The sequence below is a fragment of the Parasaccharibacter sp. TMW 2.1891 genome (assembly GCF_023337675.1).
GTDB lineage: Bacteria > Pseudomonadota > Alphaproteobacteria > Acetobacterales > Acetobacteraceae > Bombella > Bombella apis.
Map to the genome: position 1 here is coordinate 1,086,396 of NZ_QORT01000001.1, position 22,290 is coordinate 1,108,685.

The 22,290-nt window shown below is 59.8% G+C and carries 16 protein-coding genes and 2 tRNA genes; 3 read left to right on the forward strand and 15 right to left on the reverse strand.

From position 1 onward, the window contains the following. The first annotated feature begins 4 nt into the window (after nucleotides 1-4). Nucleotides 5-1,831 (forward strand): cobaltochelatase CobT-related protein, encoded by a 1,827-nt coding sequence (locus DTJ15_RS04785; RefSeq protein ID WP_249109536.1) that lies wholly within the window; start codon nucleotides 5-7, stop codon nucleotides 1,829-1,831. 54 nt (nucleotides 1,832-1,885) lie between these two features. After that, entirely contained in the window at nucleotides 1,886-2,782 is an 897-nt protein-coding gene (locus DTJ15_RS04790; protein WP_081563221.1) for a hypothetical protein, read from the forward strand. A gap of 39 nt (nucleotides 2,783-2,821) precedes the next feature. On the opposite strand, the gene dnaE is transcribed toward DTJ15_RS04790, so the two are convergent. The 15 genes from dnaE to DTJ15_RS04865 form a co-directional block, all read right to left on the reverse strand. Then, nucleotides 2,822-6,250 (reverse strand): DNA polymerase III subunit alpha, encoded by a 3,429-nt coding sequence (dnaE, locus tag DTJ15_RS04795; protein ID WP_086431448.1) that lies wholly within the window; start codon nucleotides 6,248-6,250, stop codon nucleotides 2,822-2,824. Nucleotides 6,251-6,297: 47 nt separating this feature from the next. After that, complete coding sequence (locus tag DTJ15_RS04800) at nucleotides 6,298-6,996, reverse strand: ABC transporter ATP-binding protein (protein ID WP_043559924.1); 699 nt, start codon at nucleotides 6,994-6,996, stop codon at nucleotides 6,298-6,300. Beyond that, nucleotides 6,989-8,236: a lipoprotein-releasing ABC transporter permease subunit gene (locus DTJ15_RS04805; protein WP_086441708.1), complete on the reverse strand. Its 1,248-nt coding sequence runs from the start codon at nucleotides 8,234-8,236 to the stop codon at nucleotides 6,989-6,991. Before DTJ15_RS04805 ends, DTJ15_RS04800 begins: the two co-directional genes overlap by 8 nt. Before the next feature lie 2 nt (nucleotides 8,237-8,238). Beyond that, nucleotides 8,239-9,555: a proline--tRNA ligase gene (gene proS / locus DTJ15_RS04810; protein WP_192848252.1), complete on the reverse strand. Its 1,317-nt coding sequence runs from the start codon at nucleotides 9,553-9,555 to the stop codon at nucleotides 8,239-8,241. 12 nt (nucleotides 9,556-9,567) lie between these two features. Then, nucleotides 9,568-11,226 (reverse strand): ribonuclease J, encoded by a 1,659-nt coding sequence (locus DTJ15_RS04815; RefSeq protein WP_043559916.1) that lies wholly within the window; start codon nucleotides 11,224-11,226, stop codon nucleotides 9,568-9,570. An 18-nt stretch (nucleotides 11,227-11,244) separates the two neighbouring features. Further along, on the reverse strand, nucleotides 11,245-12,078 hold the full coding sequence (locus DTJ15_RS04820; RefSeq protein WP_086431450.1) for a type III pantothenate kinase: 834 nt from the start codon (nucleotides 12,076-12,078) through the stop codon (nucleotides 11,245-11,247). Nucleotides 12,079-12,088: 10 nt separating this feature from the next. Beyond that, nucleotides 12,089-12,838 (reverse strand): biotin--[acetyl-CoA-carboxylase] ligase, encoded by a 750-nt coding sequence (locus tag DTJ15_RS04825; protein ID WP_249109538.1) that lies wholly within the window; start codon nucleotides 12,836-12,838, stop codon nucleotides 12,089-12,091. A 20-nt stretch (nucleotides 12,839-12,858) separates the two neighbouring features. Continuing rightward, nucleotides 12,859-12,933, reverse strand: a tRNA-Val gene (locus tag DTJ15_RS04830). Between the two features lie 92 nt (nucleotides 12,934-13,025). Then, on the reverse strand, nucleotides 13,026-13,313 hold the full coding sequence (locus DTJ15_RS04835; RefSeq protein ID WP_043559910.1) for an HU family DNA-binding protein: 288 nt from the start codon (nucleotides 13,311-13,313) through the stop codon (nucleotides 13,026-13,028). Nucleotides 13,314-13,439: 126 nt separating this feature from the next. Then, the gene (gene lon, locus DTJ15_RS04840; RefSeq protein ID WP_081847697.1) at nucleotides 13,440-16,043 is read right to left on the reverse strand and encodes an endopeptidase La; all 2,604 of its coding nucleotides are present in this window, start codon (nucleotides 16,041-16,043) and stop codon (nucleotides 13,440-13,442) included. Between the two features lie 171 nt (nucleotides 16,044-16,214). Next, nucleotides 16,215-17,477 carry an ATP-dependent Clp protease ATP-binding subunit ClpX gene (clpX, locus tag DTJ15_RS04845; RefSeq protein ID WP_043559908.1) on the reverse strand — a complete coding sequence of 421 codons (1,263 nt, stop codon included), beginning with the start codon at nucleotides 17,475-17,477 and terminating at the stop codon, nucleotides 16,215-16,217. A 69-nt stretch (nucleotides 17,478-17,546) separates the two neighbouring features. After that, nucleotides 17,547-18,188 carry an ATP-dependent Clp protease proteolytic subunit gene (locus DTJ15_RS04850; RefSeq protein WP_043559905.1) on the reverse strand — a complete coding sequence of 214 codons (642 nt, stop codon included), beginning with the start codon at nucleotides 18,186-18,188 and terminating at the stop codon, nucleotides 17,547-17,549. Between the two features lie 149 nt (nucleotides 18,189-18,337). Further along, nucleotides 18,338-19,666 (reverse strand): trigger factor, encoded by a 1,329-nt coding sequence (gene tig, locus DTJ15_RS04855; protein WP_249109539.1) that lies wholly within the window; start codon nucleotides 19,664-19,666, stop codon nucleotides 18,338-18,340. A 67-nt stretch (nucleotides 19,667-19,733) separates the two neighbouring features. Continuing rightward, a tRNA-Leu gene (locus DTJ15_RS04860) sits at nucleotides 19,734-19,818 on the reverse strand. A gap of 146 nt (nucleotides 19,819-19,964) precedes the next feature. Continuing rightward, nucleotides 19,965-21,443: an NAD(P)H-hydrate dehydratase gene (locus DTJ15_RS04865; protein ID WP_249109540.1), complete on the reverse strand. Its 1,479-nt coding sequence runs from the start codon at nucleotides 21,441-21,443 to the stop codon at nucleotides 19,965-19,967. A gap of 60 nt (nucleotides 21,444-21,503) precedes the next feature. Here DTJ15_RS04865 and DTJ15_RS04870 point away from each other — a divergent pair, with 60 nt between their 5' ends. Next, complete coding sequence (locus DTJ15_RS04870; protein WP_043559900.1) at nucleotides 21,504-21,947, forward strand: hypothetical protein; 444 nt, start codon at nucleotides 21,504-21,506, stop codon at nucleotides 21,945-21,947. Nucleotides 21,948-22,290 lie beyond the last annotated feature (343 nt).

The following is a 22,290-nucleotide window of genomic DNA, read 5'->3' on the forward strand; positions in this document are numbered from 1 at the left end:
TCTCATGTCCGATCCGCACGAACTCTTCCGCAAGGCAACTTTTGCCACGCAGCGCGCCCTGAGTGGTCATCAGGATGTTCCCATGACACCCGCTCTGGCTTCTCTGGAGCGTGCGGCTCTCACTCCCGAGGACAAGACCTATATCCGGGGGGCCACCGATGCCGTGGCCCTGCGCCAGCGTCACCACGACCCGGAAAAACGCATCACCATCCCCGATGCCCAGACCCAGACCATCACCGATGGCATGGAGCAGGCCCGTTGTGAGGTCTATGGGGCCCGCCACATGGCCGGGGTGCAGGCCAATCTGGAAGACTATCTGGGGCGGCGGCTTCATGCCCTCAACAGCGCAAAAATGATTGTGCAGGACGACATGCCCATGCCGCTCGCACTGGAACTGCTGACACGGGAGGCCCTCTCTGGCCGCAAACTGCCGGAAAGCATGACCGGGCCGGCATTGGCCGCATGGCGCCAGTCCCTTACCCCCAAGGCCCGTGAGGCTCTGGCCCGTCTGGCTGACGTGCAAAACGACCAGACACTCTTCAATGAAGCCTCCCAGCGTTTCGTGCATGTTCTTACCTTGAAGGAGACAGGCGAAACCGAAGAAGAGCCGGACCCTTCAAAATCCCGTGGGCAGAGCCAGGACGACCAGACAGAAAGTGGCGAATCCTCTGCCCCTGACCCGGACGGGCAGGAAGAAGAAGACAGCACGGCTGAAGATGCCCAGGCAGCCCTGAGCGACGATTCCGACGAATCAGCAAACCCGGAAGGTCTGTCCTCTGATGAGATGGAAACCATCCTGACAGAGGGTGAAAATGGATACGAACAGCCAGCAGGTCCTTCTGCCCAGCCGGAAGAGGAACGGCCCTGTCCCGTAAAGGGGCTTGGGGGCTATCAGGCCTATACGCAGGAATTTGACGAAGAGGTCCATGCGAGCGATCTCTGCGACCCGGCCGAGCTGGACCTGCTCCGTGAAAGACTGGATGAGCAGCTCCAGCAGACGCAAGGTTTTGTTTCCCGTCTGGCCCATCGACTGCAACGGAAGCTGCTGGCCCAGCAGCAGCGTCGCTGGCATTTCGATCAGGAAGACGGCATCCTTGATGCAGCCCGTCTGCCCCGCATCATCAGCAACCCCTCCCTGCCACTCTCCTACAAGCAGGAAGGCAAGATCGACTTCCGGGACACGACCGTCACACTGCTGATCGACAATTCAGGCTCCATGCGGGGCCGTCCCATCACGACAGCGGCCATCTGTGGGGACATTCTGGCCCGCACGCTGGAACGTTGCGGCATCAAGGTCGAGGTTCTCGGGTTCACCACACGGACATGGAAGGGCGGAGAAAGTCGTGTGAAATGGACACAGGACGGCAGGCCACCAAAACCGGGACGGTTGAATGATCTACGCCATATCATCTACAAATCGGCAGACACGCCATGGCGGCGGGCACGCCGCAACATCGGCCTCATGCTGCGGGAAGGCCTGCTGAAAGAGAACATCGATGGCGAGGCCCTTCTCTGGGCATGGAAACGCCTGAAACACCGTCCGGAACATCGTCGTATCCTCATGGTGATTTCCGATGGCGCACCAGTCGATGACAGTACCTCCTCCGCCAATGGGCCAGAATATCTGGACCTGCATCTGCACCGTGTCATCCATCAGCTGGAAAATGATCCATCCGGGGAACTGCTGGCCATTGGCATCGGTCATGACGTCACACGATATTACGCCAACAGCGTAACCATCAGTTCAGCCGAAGACCTGGGGGACACCATGGTAGCCCAGCTGACAGCCCTTTTTGCCCCACGCTCTGCCCGGCAGGGACGGAGAGGATAATTTTCCTCTCCCCCATTGTCAGGCGCCCCGGACTCCGCCACTCTCAAAAACATCATGCGACATCATCCTGCCCGTCCTTTCCGCACGCCGGCCGCAGCAGCCGGCCTCTCCCTGCTGGCATTGAGCAGCCAGTCCCTCCTGCCCACGGCAGCGGCCGATACGCTGCCGCACCTTTCGGCGGACTGTTTTACCTATTCTCCCGGCCAGGTCATCAGGACCGGCCATGGCGTAACCATCCAGGGCATGAAAGCCGAGCTGACAGGCACGCAGCACCGCATCTCGGTCGTCTCCGCCACGGCTGTTGACCATAAACAGAAAATGGATGAGGCCGCCCTGACCCGCCTCAATGCGGCGGTCGCCTATGCTGCCCTGACAGCCTATCACCGTGGCATGACGGATGTCTGCTCCACACAGCCTCTGCCCGAAGTGGAAGAGGTGAAAAACACCCTGCCGGAACTGCACTGGAGCGGCATCACCATGACCCGGCCAGACCGGGTCTCCACCGCCAGCTCGGCACATGTGAATGTCCTCAGCACCACACCGACCATTCATGTCGTGTTTGATGCCAGTGGTCTTCATTCCCCCGGCGCCATCCTGCTGCCACCGACCCTGTCTGGCGATGTCAGCTTCACACCAGCAGCCCAGCCCCCCTATCATCTGACCATCAACAGGTTCCAGACCGTCATCAACGGCAGCGATGTGACTGGAACGGGCACGGTCGTGGCAGGTGAAGGAACAAAAAACCTCAAGGCGGATGTTCACCTTTCCATTGGGCGGATCGGCGAAATGATCGATCGGGTCAACAGGGTAGCCCCGACAGAACTCAAAGCCGCCCTGCTCATTGCCCGCTTCATGAGCGCCAGAGAGCCCGACCACCATGTTGGCTGGCACATCGTCGTGAAGAATGGCACCGTCAAGGTCAATGGTGTCGAACTTCCCATCCCCTTCTGATGCCACAGCGCCCCGCCCTGACAGGCGGGGCTTTCTGTTTCAGGCCTGTTCCAGCTTTCTGATTCCTTCCAGTGTGTGCATCTGCTCCGCCAGACGGGGTGTGACACGATAGAAACCCGGCAGCCTGATCTCAATCGCCTGCGTCTCCTCAAGAGTAGGCAACAGCACGACACGCCCCCGCCCGCCCCTGACCTCTGCCAGCATGTCATGAAGGGGGGCCAGAGCTGCCTCATCATCAATCCAGATACGCAGCTCTCCCTGCTCATTGGCTGCGGCTGTTTCCAGGTCCTGCACGCTATTGGCCGTGATACGCAGGGCATCTCCATCCAATTTCAGCTCCGCCTGCACCAGGACAGCCTGCCCAGCCACAAGCATGTCCCGGCAACTCTGCAATGTTTCCGAAAATAACGTGACTTCGCAGCCACCGCTGGCATCCGTCAGGGTGACCCATGCCATCTTCTTGCCGGTCTTGGTGGGACGCTCCTTCTTGTCCACCACACAGCCCGCAATGGAAACACGTGATACACCCTGATGCGCCCTGCTCTCCAGCTGGAGAGCAGGCGTGATCCCCAGTCGGCGCAGCACCTGCCTGTAAGCATCCAGCGGATGGGCACTCATATGGAACCCGATTACCCCGGCCTCATGAGAGAGACGCTCAAAATCCGGCCAGGGACGGACCTTCTTCAACCGCAGGACCTCCCGCAGGCTGCTATCGACACCCCCACCGAACAGACCGGCCTGTCCCACTTCCTTCTCCTGCGCCCGGGACTGCGCCCGCCGCAGGATGATCTCCGCACTGGCAAACACGGTGTGACGGTCTGGCTCCAGACTATCGAACGCACCTGCCTTGGCCAGACTCTCCATCTGTATCTTGTTGATGTGCCGGGAATCACACCGTTCGGCAAAATCGGTGAGATCGCAGAACGGCTTTTCTCCACGGTCCTGCACCAGCCCTTCCATAGCCACGAAGCCAACCCGCTTGACCGCTGCCAGAGCGTAGCGGATGCCCAGCTGCCCGTCCTCCATCCTCTCGATGGAAAAATCGGCCTGGGATTTATTGATGTCCACCGGCAGGACAGGGATCCCCATGCGTCTGGCTTCCTGGCAGAGAGCCGCCAGCTTTTCCGTCTTTTCCCGTGCCAGAGACATGCAGCCTGCCAGGAAGGGAACAGGATGGTTCGCCTTCATCCAGGCCGTCTGATAGGACACGAAGGCATAAGCGGCAGCATGAGACTTGTTGAAGCCATAATTGGCGAATTTGGCCATGAGGTCGAACACCTCTTCGGCTTTCTCGGCAGGGATGCCCCTCTTCGTAGCCCCTTCGCAGAAAATGGCCCGCTGTTTCTCCATCTCCGAGGCGATCTTCTTGCCCATGGCCCGCCGCAGCAGGTCGGCCCCGCCAAGGCTGTAGCCCGCCATCTTCTGGGCAATCTGCATCACCTGTTCCTGATAGACCATGATGCCGTAGGTCTCTTCCAGAATCGGGCGGATTTCCTCGTGAGGCGGCTCCCACGGTGCCCCATGCTTGCGGCGGCAATATTCAGGAATGTTTTCCATCGGGCCGGGGCGGTAGAGCGACACGCCGGCAATCAGGTCTTCCAGACGGCTGGCAGCCATCTGCTTGAGCATGTCCCTCATGCCCGCCCCTTCGAACTGGAACACACCCGCCGTGTCTCCCCGGGCCATCATCTCGAAGGTTTTCTTGTCATCCAGCGGAATATGAGAGAGGTCCACCTCTTCCCCCAGCTCCCGCAGGAAATCGACCCCCCGCTTGAGAATGGTCAGGGTCGTCAGCCCCAGAAAGTCGAACTTGACCAGCCCGGCCTGCTCCACAAACTTCATGTTGTACTGGGTGACCAGCATCTCACTTCGTGGATCGCGGTAGAGAGGCACAAGCTCCACAAGATCACGGTCCCCGATCACCACACCGGCCGCATGGGTCGAGGCGTGGCGGTACAATCCCTCCAGCTGAAGGGCGATCTCCAGCAGGCGGCGGATCATCTCATCCGTGTCCCGCATCTCCTGAAGCCGGGGTTCTTCCTCAATGGCCTGGGCCAGTGGTGTCGGTTTGGCCGGATTGTTGGGGATCAGCTCCGCCACACGGTTGACCATGCCATAAGGTAGACCCAGCACACGCCCTACGTCCCGCACGGCCGCCTTGGCCTGGAGTTTCCCGAAGGTGATGATCTGCGCCACACGCTCGTGGCCATATTCATTCCGCACGTAGCGGATGACCTCATCCCGCCGGTCCTGACAGAAATCGATATCAAAGTCCGGCATGGATACACGTTCGGGATTCAGGAACCGCTCGAAAAGCAGCCCGAACGGAATGGGATCAATATCCGTGATGGTCAGCGCATAGGCTACCAGTGATCCAGCACCGGACCCACGCCCCGGACCCACCGGAATGTCATGCGCCTTGGCCCACTGGATGAAGTCCGCCACGATGAGGAAGTAACCGGGGAAGCCCATATCGGCTATGATTTTCAGCTCGGTCTCCAGCCGCTCCTCGTACTCGGCCCGACGGTTCTCCCCATCCTTCATGACAGCCAGACGTTTCTCCAGCCCTTCCTGCGCCATGGCCCGCAGGGTTTCCTCTTCCGTGCTGCCTTCACGAACTTTCGGACAGACAGGCAGGAGCGGCTTACGGGTATTCACCGCCACGGCACAGTGACGGGCGATCACCAGCGTATTGTCGCAGGCCTCCGGCAGGTCATGGAAGAGCTTCCGCATTTCATCCGGAGTCTTGAACCATGCCTGACGGGAAACACGCCAGCGGTCTTCCTCCGCCATGGTACGCCCCTGGGCGATGCAGAGCAGCGCATCGTGCGCCTCATGCAGTTCCGGTCGGGGAAAGAAACATTCATTGGTCGCCACAAGCGGGAGGTCCAGCTCATCGGCCAGAGCGATCAGCTGCGGCTCCGTGATCTCCTCACCAGCTTCATCCAGCCGGTTGATCTCGACGGCCACATACCCCCCAAAGGCCTCCCTGAGACGCTCGAGCATCTGCTTCGCCGCAGCCCTCTGCTCCCCCAGCAGGAGCCGGTTGATCGGCCCCCGGTTGCCACCCGTCAACAGGAACAGCCCACCGGCACGGCTGCACAGCACGTCCAGCGGCATGGACGGGTCTGCCGAATCCCCATTCAGGAAGCCCTGCGTGGAAAGATACTGAAGATTCTCCAGCCCTTCTTCCGTCCGGGCCAGAACGACCAGCGGTTCCGCCGGGACACCGGGCCTGCCCGAAGCTGACGGCAGGGCCAGCTGGCACCCGATGATGGGCTGCACACCGGCCTTGCGGCAGCTCTGGGAAAATTCCAGACCGCCAAACATGTTGCCGCTGTCCGTCAGGGCGACGGCGGGCATGGCATTCTTTTTGGCCAGCTCCACAAGCTCGGAGACACGAATCGCCCCCTGGCTGAGGGAATAGGCGGAGTGATTACGGAGATGGACAAAGCTGGCATAGGACATGCCGCCCATTTACCACGCCCCCGCGCCGGGGCGGAACAGAAAACGCCCTACCCCTGAAAAGGAACGATCCGCCCTTCATCCAGCGTGACGGTACGGTCCATCGCCGCCGCCAGAGCCTCATTATGGGTGGCGATCAAAGCCGCCACGCCCTCTTCCCGCACCACACGCATCAGCTCGGCGAAGACGAGATCGGCGGTTTTCGTATCCAGATTGCCCGTCGGCTCATCAGCCAGCAGCAGGCTGGGCCGGTTCGCCAGCGCACGGGCGATGGCCGTACGCTGCTGCTCCCCACCGGACATGCGTCCCGGCAGAGCCTCCAGCCGATGGGACAGCCCAAAACGGACCAGCAGGTCTTCTGCCCGCTTCCGGGCCTCGGCAGGTTTCACGCCTGCCGCAAGCTGGGGCAGCATGACATTCTCCACGGCCGTGAATTCCCGCAGCAGATGATGGAACTGATACACGAAGCCGATTTCATCCCGCCGCAAGGCCGTCCGTCCCGCCTCGCCCAGTCTGGATGTGGCCTTCTCCCTGATAAGAACCTCTCCCCTGTCGGGGCGTTCCAGAAGGCCAGCCAGATGCAGCAGCGTGGACTTGCCCGTGCCGCTCGGGGCCACGAGGGCAACCAGCTCACCACTTTTCAGAGAAAGATCAGCCTCCCGGAGAATGTGCAGTTCTTCATCCCCGGAACGGAAGGACCGCCCCAGCTTCTCAAGCGTCAGAACCGTGGTCTGTTTCGTGTCACTCATGACGCAGGGCCTCCACCGGGTCGGTCTTCGCCGCACGCCATGAGGGATACAGCGTGGCCAGCAGGGACAGGGCCAGCGACAGCACGGCGACTTCCACAACCTGCGACCAGACCAGACGGGCCGGCAGCCGGGCTAGGAAATAGACCTCAGGATTGAACAGGTCCGTGCCCGTCAGGGATTCCAGAACGTGACGGATCCGCTCGATGTTCAGGGCGAAGCAGATGCCCAGCCCCGTCCCCACCACGGTCCCCACGACGCCAACAGACGCTCCGCACATGAGGAAAATGCGCATCACGCTGCCCCGGCTGGCTCCGAAAGTCCGCAGGACGGCGATGTCCCGTGTCTTGTCCTTGACCATCATGATGAGCGAGGAGATCACGTTGAAGGCCGCCACCAGAATGATGAGCGTAAGGATGAGGAACATCACGTTCTGTTCTACCGTCACGGCATCCAGAAAACCGTTGGCACTCTGTGTCCAGTCCAGCACCTGAAGACGGGGATCATTCAAGGCCTCCGTGATCTGGCGGCTGACCGGCCTGACATTCAGCGGGTCGGAGGTGCTGACCTGCATCAGCGAGACCCCGTCTCCCATCATCAGGAATTTCTGGGAGGCTGCCAGCGGCATGAGAATGATGTTGCTGTTGTAGTCATTCCAGTTGGCATCGAAGATCAGGGCCACATGCAGCTTCCGCACCCGTGGCATCGTGCCGAATGGCGTGGCCTGCCCGTTGGGCGAGAGAATGGTCAGCGACGAACCGACATGCAGCCCGGCCCGCTCGGCCAGCGTGACCCCCACGGCAACGGCGGAATCCCCTTGGAAGTCATCCAGACTGCCTTCCATGATTCCATCGCTGAGAGCCTTCCAGTTCCGCAGGTCCTCCTGTGCCAGCCCTTCCAGCATCGCCCCGGTGGAATAACGCCCCGCCTCCGCAAGGACCGTGCCTTGCGTCATGGGCAGGACCTGCGTCACGCCGGGCACCCTGCGGATCAATGCGGCATCATCCTTGTAGTCCCGGATGACCTGCCCATAGGCATAGACATTCAGGTCTCCATGCAGGCCGAGAATCCGGCCCATGAGGTCGGCCTTGAAGCCGTTCATCACGGCCATGACGATGATGAGCGTCGCCACCCCCAGAGAGATGCCGACAAGGGAGAACAGCGCAATGACCGACGCAAAACGCTCCCCCTTGCGGGCCCTCAGATAACGCAGGGCAACCGTTCGCTCAAACCGCCCGAACATGCTCAGCCAAGCCCCAGTTTCGCCAGAGCTTCATCAAGAGGCAGTTCGCTGCGTTCGCCGGAGGCACGGTGCTTCAGCTCCACCATGCCCGCCTTGGCCCCACGGGGACCAACGATGATCTGCCACGGATGGCCCATCAGGTCGGCATCATTGAATTTCACCCCGGCACGGTCGGACCGGTCATCATAGAGCAGCCCTTCCGGGTCACGGCTGTAGATGGTTTCACAGAGCTGGTCGCACAGCTCATCACCAGGGCGGAGGTTGAGCAGAACCGCCCGATAGGGAGCCACCTCTTCCGGCCAGATGATCCCGGCTTCATCATGAGACGCCTCGATGATGGCTCCGACCAGACGGGACACCCCGATGCCATAGGACCCCATGTGCGGATGCAGGGGCGCACCATCGGCACCGCTCACTTCCACACCCATGGATTCGGTATATTTCGTGCCGAAATAGAAGATGTGGCCGACCTCGATGCCCCGGCCACCACGACGGCGGTCTTCCGGCACAGCCTCCCAGGCGGAAAGGTCATGTTTTTCATCCGTGGCGGAATAGGTCGTCTTCACGATCTCACGGAGTTTCTGAAGGTCTTCCTCCTTCTGCGGGTCCAGGCCGATGCTGTCCCAGTCAATCTCGTCCCAGCCAGCATCATAGAAGACCTCACTCTCCCCTGTCGGAGCAAGAACGAGGAACTCATGGCTCAGCTCGCCACCAATCGGCCCCGTATCGGCCGCCATCGGCACGGCCTGCACACCAAGACGGCGGAAAATCTTCAGGTAGGACAGCATGATGCGGTAATAGCTGCTCACCGCATCCTCATAGGACAGGTCGAAACTGTAACCGTCCTTCATGTAGAACTCACGGCCACGCATCACGCCGAAGCGGGGGCGGACCTCGTCCCTGAACTTCCACTGGATGTGGTAGAGCATCTTCGGCAGCTCACGGTAGGATTTCACCGTGCTGCCGAAAAGGTCCGTCACCATTTCCTCATTGGTCGGGCCGTAAAGCATCTCACGCCCGTGCCGGTCCTCAAGACGCAGCATCTCCGGTCCGTACGCATCATAACGGCCGGAACGCCGCCACAGATCGGCGGACTGAACGGTCGGCATCAGGATTTCCTGTCCGCCAATCCGGTCCTGCTCCTGCCGCACGATGGTGGCGATGTTCCGCAGGACACGCAGCCCGGCGGGCAGCCACGTATAGATGCCCGAGGATGTCTGCCGCACAAGCCCCGCCCGCAGCATCAGCCGGTGTGAGGCAATCTGCGCCTCGGCGGGGACTTCTTTCAGAGTAGGCTGGAATGCCTGACTTAACCGCATGTTCTTTTTCCCTCAGACGCGCAGGAGATGGACATCAACCAGCGGACGCTTCCGCAGCTTGCGGCCGAGTGCCCGCCGCAGGGCTGTGCGGGCCACATCCCGGAAGGCCTGATCGTCCTGACGGAATTCATCAGGAATCTCATCAATGGCATAGGCGAATTCTTCACGGATGCGGGTGCTTTCAGGGTCATCCCGCTCCAGAAGACCTGGTGCACTGATGCGTGGTTCGCCAATGACATAACCCTCATCATCCACGGCAAAGCTGGCCAGCACCACGCCATTGAAGAGCATCCGGCGACGGGCCGCCAGCACACCGCCCGTCATGGGCAGAAGGCGGTCACCATCCAGAGCCAGAAGGCCCGTCGGAGCCGTATCGACCACCTCGACCGGCCCCGGCCCCAGATTGAGGATGTCACCATCCTCCAGCAGCACGGCCTCAGCACCGGCCTCACGGGCCAAAGCCCCGTGGGCTGTCAGATGGCGCCATTCCCCATGGGTGGGAATGCTGTAACGGGGGCGAACAAGGCTGTAGAGATGACGGATATCCCCACCCGTTGCATGGCCGGATGTATGCACCATGCCATCCTTGTCCGTCAGCACGGTCACGCCACGGCGTGTCAGATTGTCCTGCACCGTCATGACGGCCTGCTCATTCCCCGGGATGACACGGGAGCTGTAAATCACCGTGTCCCCTTCCCCCAGGGAAATGGTGGAATGGGTATCACAGGCGATACGAGACAGGGCGGAGCGGGCCTCACCCTGGCTCCCCGTAATGATCATCAGCAGGTTTTCATCAGGAACATCCTTGATGTCATATTCCGTCAGGAAAGGCGGCAGATCGGCAAAGTAGCCACATTCCCGGGCGGCGGCCTCCAGATTGCGCAGGGAGCGTCCCACCACCATCACCTCACGGCCAGAAGCGAGCGCAGCCTTGGCAATGCTCTCCACACGGGCCACGTTGCTGGCGAAGCACGTCACGGCCACACGTCCTTCCAGCCCGGCGATCATTTCCGTCAGGCCGACACGGACATCCGCCTCAGACTGGGACCGCCCCTCCTTCATGACATTGGTGCTGTCACCCACCATGGCCAACACGCCTTCATCACCCAATGCACGGAAGGCATCCTCGTCCGTCACGGGGCCGACAAGCGGAGTCGGGTCCAGCTTCCAGTCCCCGGTATGAATGACAATGCCATACGGACTGCGAATGGCGACGGACTGGGCTTCCACAATGGAGTGGGTTACCGGGATGAACTGGAGATCGAACGGCCCGACCTCAAACCGGGAACCCGGCATGATGATGTGGATGACAACCTGGTTCTGAAGGTTCGCCTCGCTCAGCTTGCGCCGCAGCACGGCTGCCGTGAACGGCGTGGCGTAGACAGGACAGCGCATCTGCCGCCAGAGGTGGGCTACAGCCCCCACATGGTCCTCATGGGCGTGGGTAATGACCAGCCCGTGCAGACTGTCTTTCCGTTCTGCGATGAAGGTCGGATCGGACATCAGCACGTCGGCTTCCGGCGTATCATTGCCGGAGAAGCCGATGCCACAATCGATGGCCAGCCAGTGTTCCTCACCATTTTCGCGCAGGCGGTACAGGTTGAAATTCATGCCGATCTCGCCCGTCCCTCCCAAGGGAAGGAAGGCAAAATCACTCTTCTGGTCTGTCATAAACGCATCAGTTCCTGTTCAAGAATTATCAGGGTGCCCGAAGGCGGTATGGGCCTGTTGCCCGGAAAAATCGGTGATGAAACGGTCCCTGTTCTGCCCGGCCAGGAGGCGCAGTCCCTCCAGCGTCAGGTCGGGTGCCACTTCATCAAATAACGTTGTCCCCTCGGAGAAGAGAGGAGCCAGACCGCCCGTCGCCACAACCCGGGGACGTCCATCCATCTCACCGGCAATGCGGTGAACAATCCCTTCGACCAGACCTACATACCCCCAGAAGAGGCCTGATCGCATCGCAACACTTGTGCTGCGGCCTATTGCTTCCACCGGCCGGCCAACACTGACACGGGGCAGACGGGCCGCTGCCTGATGCAGGGCATCCATCGAGAGATTGACCCCCGGTGCAATCGCTCCACCGCAATAGCGGCCCTGAGCATCGACAACATCGAAGGTTGTCGCCGTACCAAAATCCACAACAACCAGCGGGCCCCCGCCGTAAAGCTGCCGGGCGGCAAGGCCGTTCAGCAGGCGGTCAGCCCCAAGCTCTGCCGGCGTATCCACCAGCACATCCATGTTCCAGTCCAGCTCATGATTGGCCACAAGAGGCTCCACATGCAGCCAGCTACGGCACAGGCGCCGCAGATCATACAACGCAGCCGGAACCACCGTCCCGATAATGGCCTGCGTTACACAATCCGGACCCAGACCTGCCCGTTCCATCAAGGCCAGCAGCCAGACGGCATATTCATCCGCCGTTCTGCGATCATCCGTCGAGATGCGCCAGCGTCCTACCCATGCTTCGCCATCATGAACGGCAAAAACCACATTTGTATTGCCAGCATCAATGACGAGCAGCACATCCCCTCCCTTACTCACAGATCACATCACCCGTCACGACCGAGGTCATGCCACCATCGTCCAGTGCGAGCAGAAGATGTCCCTGCGCATCAAGCCCGGCGAATTGTCCTGCTACTTCCCTACCATGTCTTCGAAGGATCAGTCGAGTACCCAGAGGATGAGCACGCTCCATCCAGCTCTCCCAGATCACACCGTTGCCCTCACGCTGCCAGCGTTCCATCCATCCATCGAACGCTCGCACGATGGCCTGGGCGCAGGCCTGGGCATCCGGCGGAGAGCAGACCTCGGAAAGGGCTGCGAGTGTCCGGCCTTCCACGACCGGACACTGCCGCAGATTGGCCCCCATGCCTATGACCGCCCAACAGGGCAGCCCCTTTCCCCCGGCTGCCAGAAAACCGGTTTCAATCAGAATACCTGCCATTTTCCGGCCTGAAAGCAGAAGATCGTTCGGCCATTTCAGCCATAGCGAGGCTGAAGCCTCCCCCGACAGATCCGCTGCGGCCACGAGCCCATCACGAAGGGCCAGAGCCACCATATAGGGCAGAACCGCCCGCATGGCCTGATTTTCGGAAAAACGGAAAAGAAAGGAAAATGCCAGATTTCCCTCGCCACTCTGCCAGCTACGCCCCCGGCTTCCCCGGGCTGCGCTCTGTCGCTCTGCCACAACGGCCAGCCTGTCTTCTTCGCCGGCTTCAGCCCGTTCCCGACAGAGATCGGAAGTGGATGCCAGCGTTTCATGATATTCGAAACGCCAGGTCATAAAAAAACTTGAATGTAAGATGGTGGGCAATGACGGGATCGAACCGCCGACCCTCTCGGTGTAAACGAGACGCTCTACCGCTGAGCTAATTGCCCGCCCCGGTTTATAGGCAAAAGCCTCACGGAGCGCAACGGGGAATTCTCATTTTTTTTCAGAAAATTATCTTCCCCGTTTCCACGATGCCAGCTTACTTGCTGACGGCATCCTTCAGGCCCTTGCCCGGCTTGAAACGCACGGACGTGGAAGCCGGAATGTCGATCTCTTCACCCGTACGCGGGTTGCGGCCCTTGGCAGCCTTGCGGGTGGCTGTCACGAAGCTGCCAAAGCCTACCAGGCGAACTTCCTGCCCCTTGGCCAAGGTCTTCTCGATGGTGCCGAACACGGCATCCACGACATCACCAGCCTTCGCCTTGGGAAGATCAGCGGCCTCGGCAACGGAAGCAATGAGTTCCTGCTTGTTCAGAGGTTTCTCCATGGTAAGCCTTTCAACGTTTGGTGAGACAGCCTCGCAAAGAGGCCAGAATCACATATTGCGATTTACACCTGCACTATGAAGCGGTTTTCGTCCGCGTCAACAGCCTGAAGCCAAGAATACCCTTACTTAATGTTGAATTGAGCGAGAAATTCCTTCCCCGTTCACTTTCTTGGCACTCCTGCCCGCCATCTGCCCCGCTACCAAAGCCTTCGGCGGCTCTGTCAAGGCAATATTCAGCACTTCATCCATATGCTGGACGGGAATGATCTGTAACCCTTCTTTCACATTTTCAGGAATCTCAGCCAGGTCTTTGACATTCATTTCCGGGATGAGAACCGTCTTGATGCCAGCCCGCAGAGCTGCGAGCAGCTTCTCCTTCAACCCACCAATCTCCAACACACGGCCACGCAGGGTCACCTCCCCCGTCATGGCAACATCATGCCGGACCGGGATACGTGTCAGCACACTGACGAGAGACGTGGTCAGCGCTGAACCCGCAGAAGGGCCATCCTTCGGCACGGCCCCCTCTGGCAGGTGCACGTGAATGTCCGTTTTCTCAAGCACGGCCGGGTCGATACCGAATGTCTCGGCACGGGACTTCACATAGGAGAAAGCCGCAGACACGCTCTCCTTCATCACATCACCAAGCTTGCCGGTATGACGGATCGTGCCCTTGCCCGGCATGGTCAGGCTCTCGATGGTCAGGATCTCTCCGCCAACCTGTGTCCAGGCCAGGCCCGTCACGATACCGATCTGATCCTCCTGATCAGCCTCACCATGACGGTAACGTGGGACACCGGCATAAACCTCCAGCGTCTCTGGCGTCACCTCGATCTTTTTCACCTTGCCAGACAGAATCTCACGCACGGCCTTACGCGCCAGACGGGCGATCATCCTCTCCAGACTGCGCACCCCGGCTTCCCGTGTATAAGACCGGATAAGCGCCAGAAGAGCCTCGTCTGTCACGTGCCATTCACCAGGCTTCAGATTATGCTCTTTCGCCTGCTTGGCCAGCAGATGCCTCTTGGCGATCTCCAGCTTCTCCTGTTCCGTATATCCAGAAAGGCGGATGATCTCCATGCGGTCCAGCAACGGCTGGGGCATGTCGAGAGAATTGGCCGTGGCGATGAACATGATGTCAGAAAGATCATATTCCACCTCGAGATAATGGTCCCCGAACGTGTTGTTCTGTTCCGGGTCCAGCACCTCCAGCAGGGCGGAAGACGGATCCCCCCGCCAGTCCGACCCCAGCTTGTCCACCTCATCCAGCAGGAAGAGTGGATTGCTCACCCCGGCCTTCTTGATACCCTGGACAATCTTGCCCGGCATGGCACCGATATAGGTCCGTCTGTGACCACGTATCTCGGATTCATCCTTCATCCCCCCAAGGGAAATGCGGACATATTTCCGCCCTGTCGCCCTGGCGATGGACCGTGCCAGAGAGGTCTTGCCAACACCCGGAGGGCCAACCAGACAGAGGATCGGCCCCTTCAGCTTCTTCGCACGGCTCTGGACGGCCAGATACTCGAGGACACGTTCCTTGATCTTCTCCAACCCATAGTGATCAGCCTCAAGAACGTCTTCCGCCTTCTGGAGGGATTTTGCCAGTTTGGAGCGTTTCTTCCATGGCAGGCTGACCAGCCAGTCCAGATAACTGCGGACCACTGTGCCCTCGGCAGACATGGGGCTCATGCTCCGCAGCTTTTTCAGCTCGCCACGGGCCTTCTCCCTGGCTTCCTGGCTTAGCCCCTGCGTTTCGATCTTCTCTTCGATCTCGGCAAGTTCGTCACGGCCATCCTCGCCTTCACCCAGTTCTTTCTGAATGGCCTTCATCTGCTCATTCAGATAATACTCCCGCTGGGTTTTCTCCATCTGCTTCTTCACACGGCTGCGGATACGCTTCTCCACCTGAAGAACGTCTATTTCCGCTTCCATCCCCGCAAAGACACGCTCCAGCCTCTCCTCCACGGAGAGGGTTTCCAGCAGCTCCTGCCGTTCCGGAATCCGCAGGTTGAGGTGGCTGGCAATCGTATCCGCCAGACGGGACGGATCCTCCAGATGGCTGACCGAGGCCAGTACCTCCGGCGCCACCTTCTTGTTCAGCCGGGCATAATCCTCAAACCGTTTTACGGCAGAACGGGCCAGAGCTTCACGTTCCCCACCACGGGCACCCAGCTCATCAGGAAGGTCTTCCACAGAGCTCTGAAAATAGCCATCCTGCTCCTTCAGGCCAACAAGACGGACACGGCGCAGCCCTTCCACCAGAACCTTCACCGTACCATCGGGCAATTTCAGAAGCTGGAGGACGCTGGCAACCGTCCCGATGCGGAACACATCATCAACAGTCGGCTCATCTTTGCCCACATCTTTCTGGGACACGAGAATGATCTCACGGACATCCTCCGGCATCTGCTCCAGAGCATGGATTGATTTCTCACGTCCCACAAAGAGTGGAACAATCATGTGTGGGAAGACGACAATATTCCGCAGGGGCAGCACCGGCATGACAGGCGCTTCCTTCCGGGGCGACTGAACGGCCACTGTAGCCTTGCCGCTTTCAGCCTTGGAGGACGCAGCCTTCCTGCGAGGAGCCGCAGAAGCCTTGGCCTCTCCATCTTTACGGGTAGCAGACGTGGAAGCCGTACGCCGCGTCCGGGCGACGCTACCCTTGTCGGCATCCTTGGCAGCAGTCTTGCGGCGGGCTGTCTTTGGTTTCTTTTCGTCACTCATGCTTCAGGATCTCCATAACGGACGATCAAACCCCCGCCGCCCTGAAAAAGTGGCACGGCAAGGGGCTCTTTCATTCTGTATCTCTATGTGGGGTATCAAGGCACAAGGGACAATACCCCTGGCGCTGCGAAGCGCTGGCAGATGATGGAAATCTGCCAGCATCCGCCTCTTTCAGTCCGCCTGTTTTTCTTCCTCAGCCTGCTGGCCATGAACATAGACAGGCTCTGCACGGCCTTCCGCCACATCCCGGGTGACGACAACCTTGTCGACATTCTTCCGGCCTGGAAGGTCAAACATCGTTTCCATCAGGATTTTTTCCATGATGGAACGCAGACCCCGGGCCCCGGTCTGCCGCTCGATGGCACGGGCAGCAATCCCCTTGATGGCCTCTTCCTCAAACTCCAGCTCCACCCCTTCCATCTGGAAGAGACGCTGATACTGCTTGACCAGAGCATTTTTCGGCTCTGTCAGAATCTGGACGAGAGCGGCCTCATCAAGGTCATTCAGCGTGGCGATGACCGGCAGACGGCCAATGAATTCCGGAATCAGGCCGTATTTCATGAGGTCTTCCGGCTCGATATCCTTGAGGATATCTCCCAGCTTGCGGTCATCCTCGGAGCGCACATCCGCCCCAAAACCAATGCCACTGCCCTTGCCACGGGCACTGATGACCTTGTCCAGCCCGGCAAAGGCCCCGCCACAGATGAAGAGCATGTTGGTCGTATCGACCTGCACGAACTCCTGCTGCGGATGCTTGCGCCCTCCCTGCGGAGGAACGGAGGCCACCGTGCCTTCCATCAGCTTCAGCAGAGCCTGCTGCACGCCTTCACCAGAGACATCCCGGGTGATGGACGGATTCTCCGCCTTGCGGGAAATCTTGTCGATCTCATCAATATAGACAATGCCACGCTGGGCACGTTCAACATTATAGTCACAGGCCTGAAGCAGCTTGAGGATGATGTTCTCGACATCCTCTCCCACATAGCCAGCTTCTGTCAGTGTCGTGGCATCGGCCATGGTGAAGGGAACGTCCAGAATGCGGGCCAGTGTCTGGGCCAGCAGGGTCTTCCCCGTTCCCGTCGGACCGATCAGCATGATGTTGGCCTTGCCGATCTCGACATCACCAGCCTTTTCGGACTGCTCCAGCCGCTTGTAATGATTATGCACAGCCACCGAAAGCACCTTCTTGGCTTCACTCTGGCCAATGACATAATCATTGAGTATCTGGCAGATTTCCCGTGGAGTTGGCACCCCTTCACCACTGGTCACAGGGCCTGTGTTCCGTTCCTCACGGATGATGTCCGTGCACAGTTCAACACATTCATTACAGATGAATACGGTTGGCCCGGCAATGAGTTTCTTCACCTCATGCTGGGATTTCCCACAGAATGAACAATAAAGCGTATTCTTTGAATCGCTATCTTTTCCGCTCATTACAGCTCCTCAAACCCGTATGGGAGACGGGTATGTTCAGACCCCTGAATGCCCTGTTCAACAATCAGATCAGGCCCTTTTCTTCTCCGCGGGATGACGTGTCACAACCTCATCCACCAGCCCGAACTCCTTGGCCTCCGCAGCAGAGAGATAACGGTCACGCTCCAGCGCCTCCTCGATTTCCTCCAGCGCACGCCCTGTATGCTCACGGTAGATCTCATTCAGCCGGCGACGGATATGCAGGATTTCACGGGCCTGAATTTCGATGTCCGAAGCCTGCCCCTGCGCTCCACCGGAAGGCTGGTGGACCATGACACGGGCATTGGGCAGGCAGAAACGGCGGCCCGCCTCACCGGCAGCCAACAGCAGTGACCCCATGGACGCAGCCTGACCGATACAGACCGTGCTGACCGGTGAACGGATATACTGCATGGTGTCGTACATCGCCAGACCGGCAGAAACGACCCCACCAGGGCTGTTGATATAGAAAGAGATTTCCTTGGTCGGGCTGACACTCTCAAGATAGAGCAGCTGCGCACAGATCAGAGACGAGACCTGGTCATAGACCGGGCCTGTCAGAAAAATGATACGCTCCTGCAAAAGCCGGGAATAGATGTCGAAAGAGCGCTCACCCCTTGAGGTCTGCTCCACCACCATTGGAACAAGAGTGTTATTGAACACGTCCAGAGGATTACGGTCTTCAATGCCCATAGGTATTTTCCTTTACAACTCCCCCTAGCCTAGCACACCCTCTTTGCCCGTGTCTTCGCACAGAATGGACTAATATCAGAGGAATCTTCCTGCCAAGAGCAAAAAAAAGGGGCAGCGGCTGCTGCCCCTTCCTTCCTCAGATGCAGCAATCAGTCAGCATCCGGAATGTTGGCCAGTTCCTCTGCCGTCACTTCCTTGTCGGTCACTTCAGCCAGCTCGATCAGATAATCGACGACCTTATCCTCAAGGATTGGCCCGCGCAGGGTATCGATGGCCTGAGGATTCTTCGTAAAGAACTCGAACACGGCCTGCTCCTGCCCCGGGTAACGGCGAGCCTCCTGCTGCATGGCAGAGAGCAGCTCTTCCTGCGAGACCTGGATGTCCTGCTTGCGGCCAAGCTCGGCCAGAAGCAGACCCAGCTTCACACGGCGCTCGGCAATCCTGCGATAGTCGGCCCGCAGGGTTTCCTCATCCTTGGCAGCATCCTTCTCATCAAGGCTGCCATTCTTGCGCTCAGCCTCGATACGGCTCCAGATCTGGCCAAACTCGGCATCCACCATGCTCTGCGGTGCCTCAAAGTCAACCTTCTCGGACAGGATGTCCAGCAGGTCCCGCTTGATGCGCATACGGGAAAGCTGCTTGTACTCGCCCTCTGCCTGCTCGGCAATCAGCTTGCGCATCTGCTCGACGCTCTCCAGCCCCAGAGACTTGGCAAACTCATCATCAATCGTCGGATCGACCGGCTTCTTCAGCGCATTAGCCTTGATCTCGAATGTAGCCTCCTGACCAGCGAGCTCCTTGGCCTGGTAATTCTCCGGGAAGGTCACCGTGATCGTGCGTTCCTCACCCGGCTTCATGCCTTCCATCTGCTCGGCAAAACCGGGGATGAAACCAGCACCGCCAATCTCGACATTGACATCCCCGGCCGTGCCACCATCAAACGGCACGCCATCCTTCTTGCCAACGAAATTGACGTTCAGCACATCACCCTTGCCAGCCGGACGGTTCTCATCCACCGTCTCGAACTTGCGGTTGCGCTGGGCAACCTCGGCCAGAGCCTTGTCCACAACCTCATCAGCAACCTTGGCACTGTAGCGGGTCAGCTTCGTGCCTGCCATGTCCGGGGTCGGGATTTCCGGCAGGATTTCCATCTCCAGCGTGAATTCGAAGGGCTTGCCCTCAGTTCCACCAGAAACGATCTCAACCTTCGGCTGCATGGCCGGGCGGATGTCACGCTCTTCCAGCAGGGACTTCACGCTCTCCTGCACCAGCTTTTCCGTCACTTCCGCCTGGACGGATTCACCAAAGCGCTGCTTGACGACGGAGGCCGGAACCTTGCCCGGGCGGAAGCCGGGAAGCTTCACATCACGAGCCACTTCAGCCAGACGGGCATCGCAACGGCCCTGCAGGTCAGCAGCGGGAATAACTACGGTGAAGGACCGCTTCAGGCCTTCGGTGAGTGTGGGCGTAACCTGCATGAAACCGCTATTCCTTCTCTATGACAAGGGGATCATCGACATTGTTGTACTCAGGAGGAGACTGCCTTGGTGCGGGCGGAGGGACTTGAACCCCCACAGCTTGCGCCACCAGAACCTAAATCTGGCGTGTCTACCAATTTCACCACGCCCGCATGAACCATACGACCTGTTCTCCAGCATCCGCACCCCCTGACAGGCAGGCACGGACCCTTCATCAGTCTGCGGATTTAGCGCATGAGACAGGCATCGGCAAGGGTTTCTCTTTGCAAAGATGTCATTTCTGCCATGGGCGATCCTGTTATTCTGCCCTCACGCACACACTGTCCCCTTCAGGCCTCTTGGAAGCCGCATGCCGGGCCGCCCCCAGCTCTCCAAAAAGGTCTTCCGGTACGATCCAGCCTGCTTTCCTGCGGGCAGCACGCCGTCCTGCCTCACCATGAACCCAGACAGCCGCAGCAGCAGCCTCCCAGGCAGGCAGCCCTGCGGCGAGAAAGGCCCCGACAAGCCCACTCAGTACATCCCCTGCCCCGGCAATGGCCAGAGCTGGCGTAGCGTGGACGTTGATGGACGAACGGCCATCCGGAGCCGCAATGACCGTATCGGCTCCCTTCAGAACAACCACGACACCCAACCGGGCTGCAGCCCGCCGTGCAACCTCCAGACGGCTCCCCTCCATCTGCCCGAAAAGGCGGGAAAACTCACCCATGTGCGGCGTCATGACGGAAACCCCCTTCAGTCGCTCGGGATGCCCGGCCGCCCATGACAGCGCACCGGCATCAGCCACGATTGTTCGGCCAGACTTCTGAAGGCATGGCAGTGTCCGCTCCACCTCCTCCGGACACAGGCCGGGGCCACAGACCCAGACGTGCCGACGCTCATCCTCCAGCGCCTGCTCCATGGGCTGTGCATCCACAATAGCAGCCGGTGAAGCGAGTCGGTACAGCGTGGCAGCCTCGGCTGGCACCGTAAGGCGGACAAGCCCGGCACCGACATGCCGGGCTGCCTCGAACGCAAACAAGGCGGCACCGTGCATGGCAGCACCACCACAGATGCTTACCACGCCCCGTCTGTATTTGTGGTCCCCAGGCCTCTGCGCCGGGAGCCGCCATAAACCCGGTGCATTCTCCCACAGCCGGACACTCTCCATCTGGATCATGGCAGCGGCAGGCGCCGCCAGATCGACGCAGACAACCTCACCACAGAGCGACCGCCCTGGTTCCAGCAGATGGCCCGGCCTTTTGCGGATCAGGGCAATGGTCATCCGGCAGGCTGCCACACGCCCCGAACACGCCCCTGTAGCGCCGTCCAGACCAGATGGAACGTCAATGGCAATGATCTGCCGTGCCGCAGCAAAGAAATCTTCGACACATTCCGGCAGGGACCGGTTCATGCCAGCACCGAATACGGCATCAATCACCAGATCAGCCCGTCGGGCCTCCTCCTGCGTGAAAGCCACCACCGGCCCATGCCAGCGCTTTGCCATCCTGTCAGCCAGACTGTCAGGCTCAGGCGGATGCAGCACCGCCACGGACACAGGCCAGCCACGCTCAGCCAGATGACGGGCCAGCACATGGCCATCGCCCCCATTGTTCCCTGGCCCACAGGCCACCAGAACCCGGCAGGGCCGGACATGCTGGCAGACAGCCCGGGCAGCCATCATGCCAGCTCTCTCCATGATTACAGGCAGAGTCGATGCCATGGCATGATCCATCCGCCGTGTATCCTCAGGAGCCAGAAGAGCCTGCGACAGGGCTGCCTGATACGGAAAACAGGACATAATGGAATCTTCCCTCTATAAGACGTGGCCAATCACTCAGTTACACGTTACGGATTGACCATGACCAGTTCCATTCTCTGGGGGCTCATCCTCGCCCTGCATCTCCTCTGCATCACCTACTGGGTCGGTGGCGCCATCTTCTGCCTCCAGTCCCGCCGCAGCGTCCGCCTGCTGGAAGCACAGCAGGCCAACACGGTTCTGCTTCAGACCTATGGCCGTTATCTCAAGGCGCTCTGCCACGTCGTCCCTGTGGCTGTCCTCAGCGGAATCGCCCTCATCATCCATGCAGGCGCCTATCTGCCTTGGCCGTTCCACCTCATGGCCTTCTGCGGGCTGGTGATGATCGTCATTTTCCTGAGCATGCTTTTCGGCCCACTGCGGGCAGCACGGCGTGCCATCCGCCCTCAGCCGCAGCTTTTCAGCTCCCTGCATCGGCGGGCAGCCCTCATGGCGCTGGCAGGCATCATCGCCATCATCGCCGGTGCTCTTGGTGGCGGCGCCTGACATCCAGCTCTCTTCACTGTGAGCGACCGCCTATTACCTTGCCAAAAACGGCATTTGACGATAACGGATATTAACGAACCGGAGAGGCTGATACCCTTCCTCTCCGGTTGCCTTTCATCTGCCCGACAGGCTGCCGGGCAGCCTGCCCTGTAACAGAAACATTCCGAGAGTCATTTGAGCAGTAAACCATCCTCTGGTCCGTCCAAGACCCGCAGCAGCACCAGCCGCGTGCGGAAAACGTCCACTCCCCGCACGAAGACACCCCGCACCGGGACAGAAACCGGGACGGAACAGCCAGCGGACGATACTGTGCAGGATGACACCACCACTGCCGCCCGCAAGC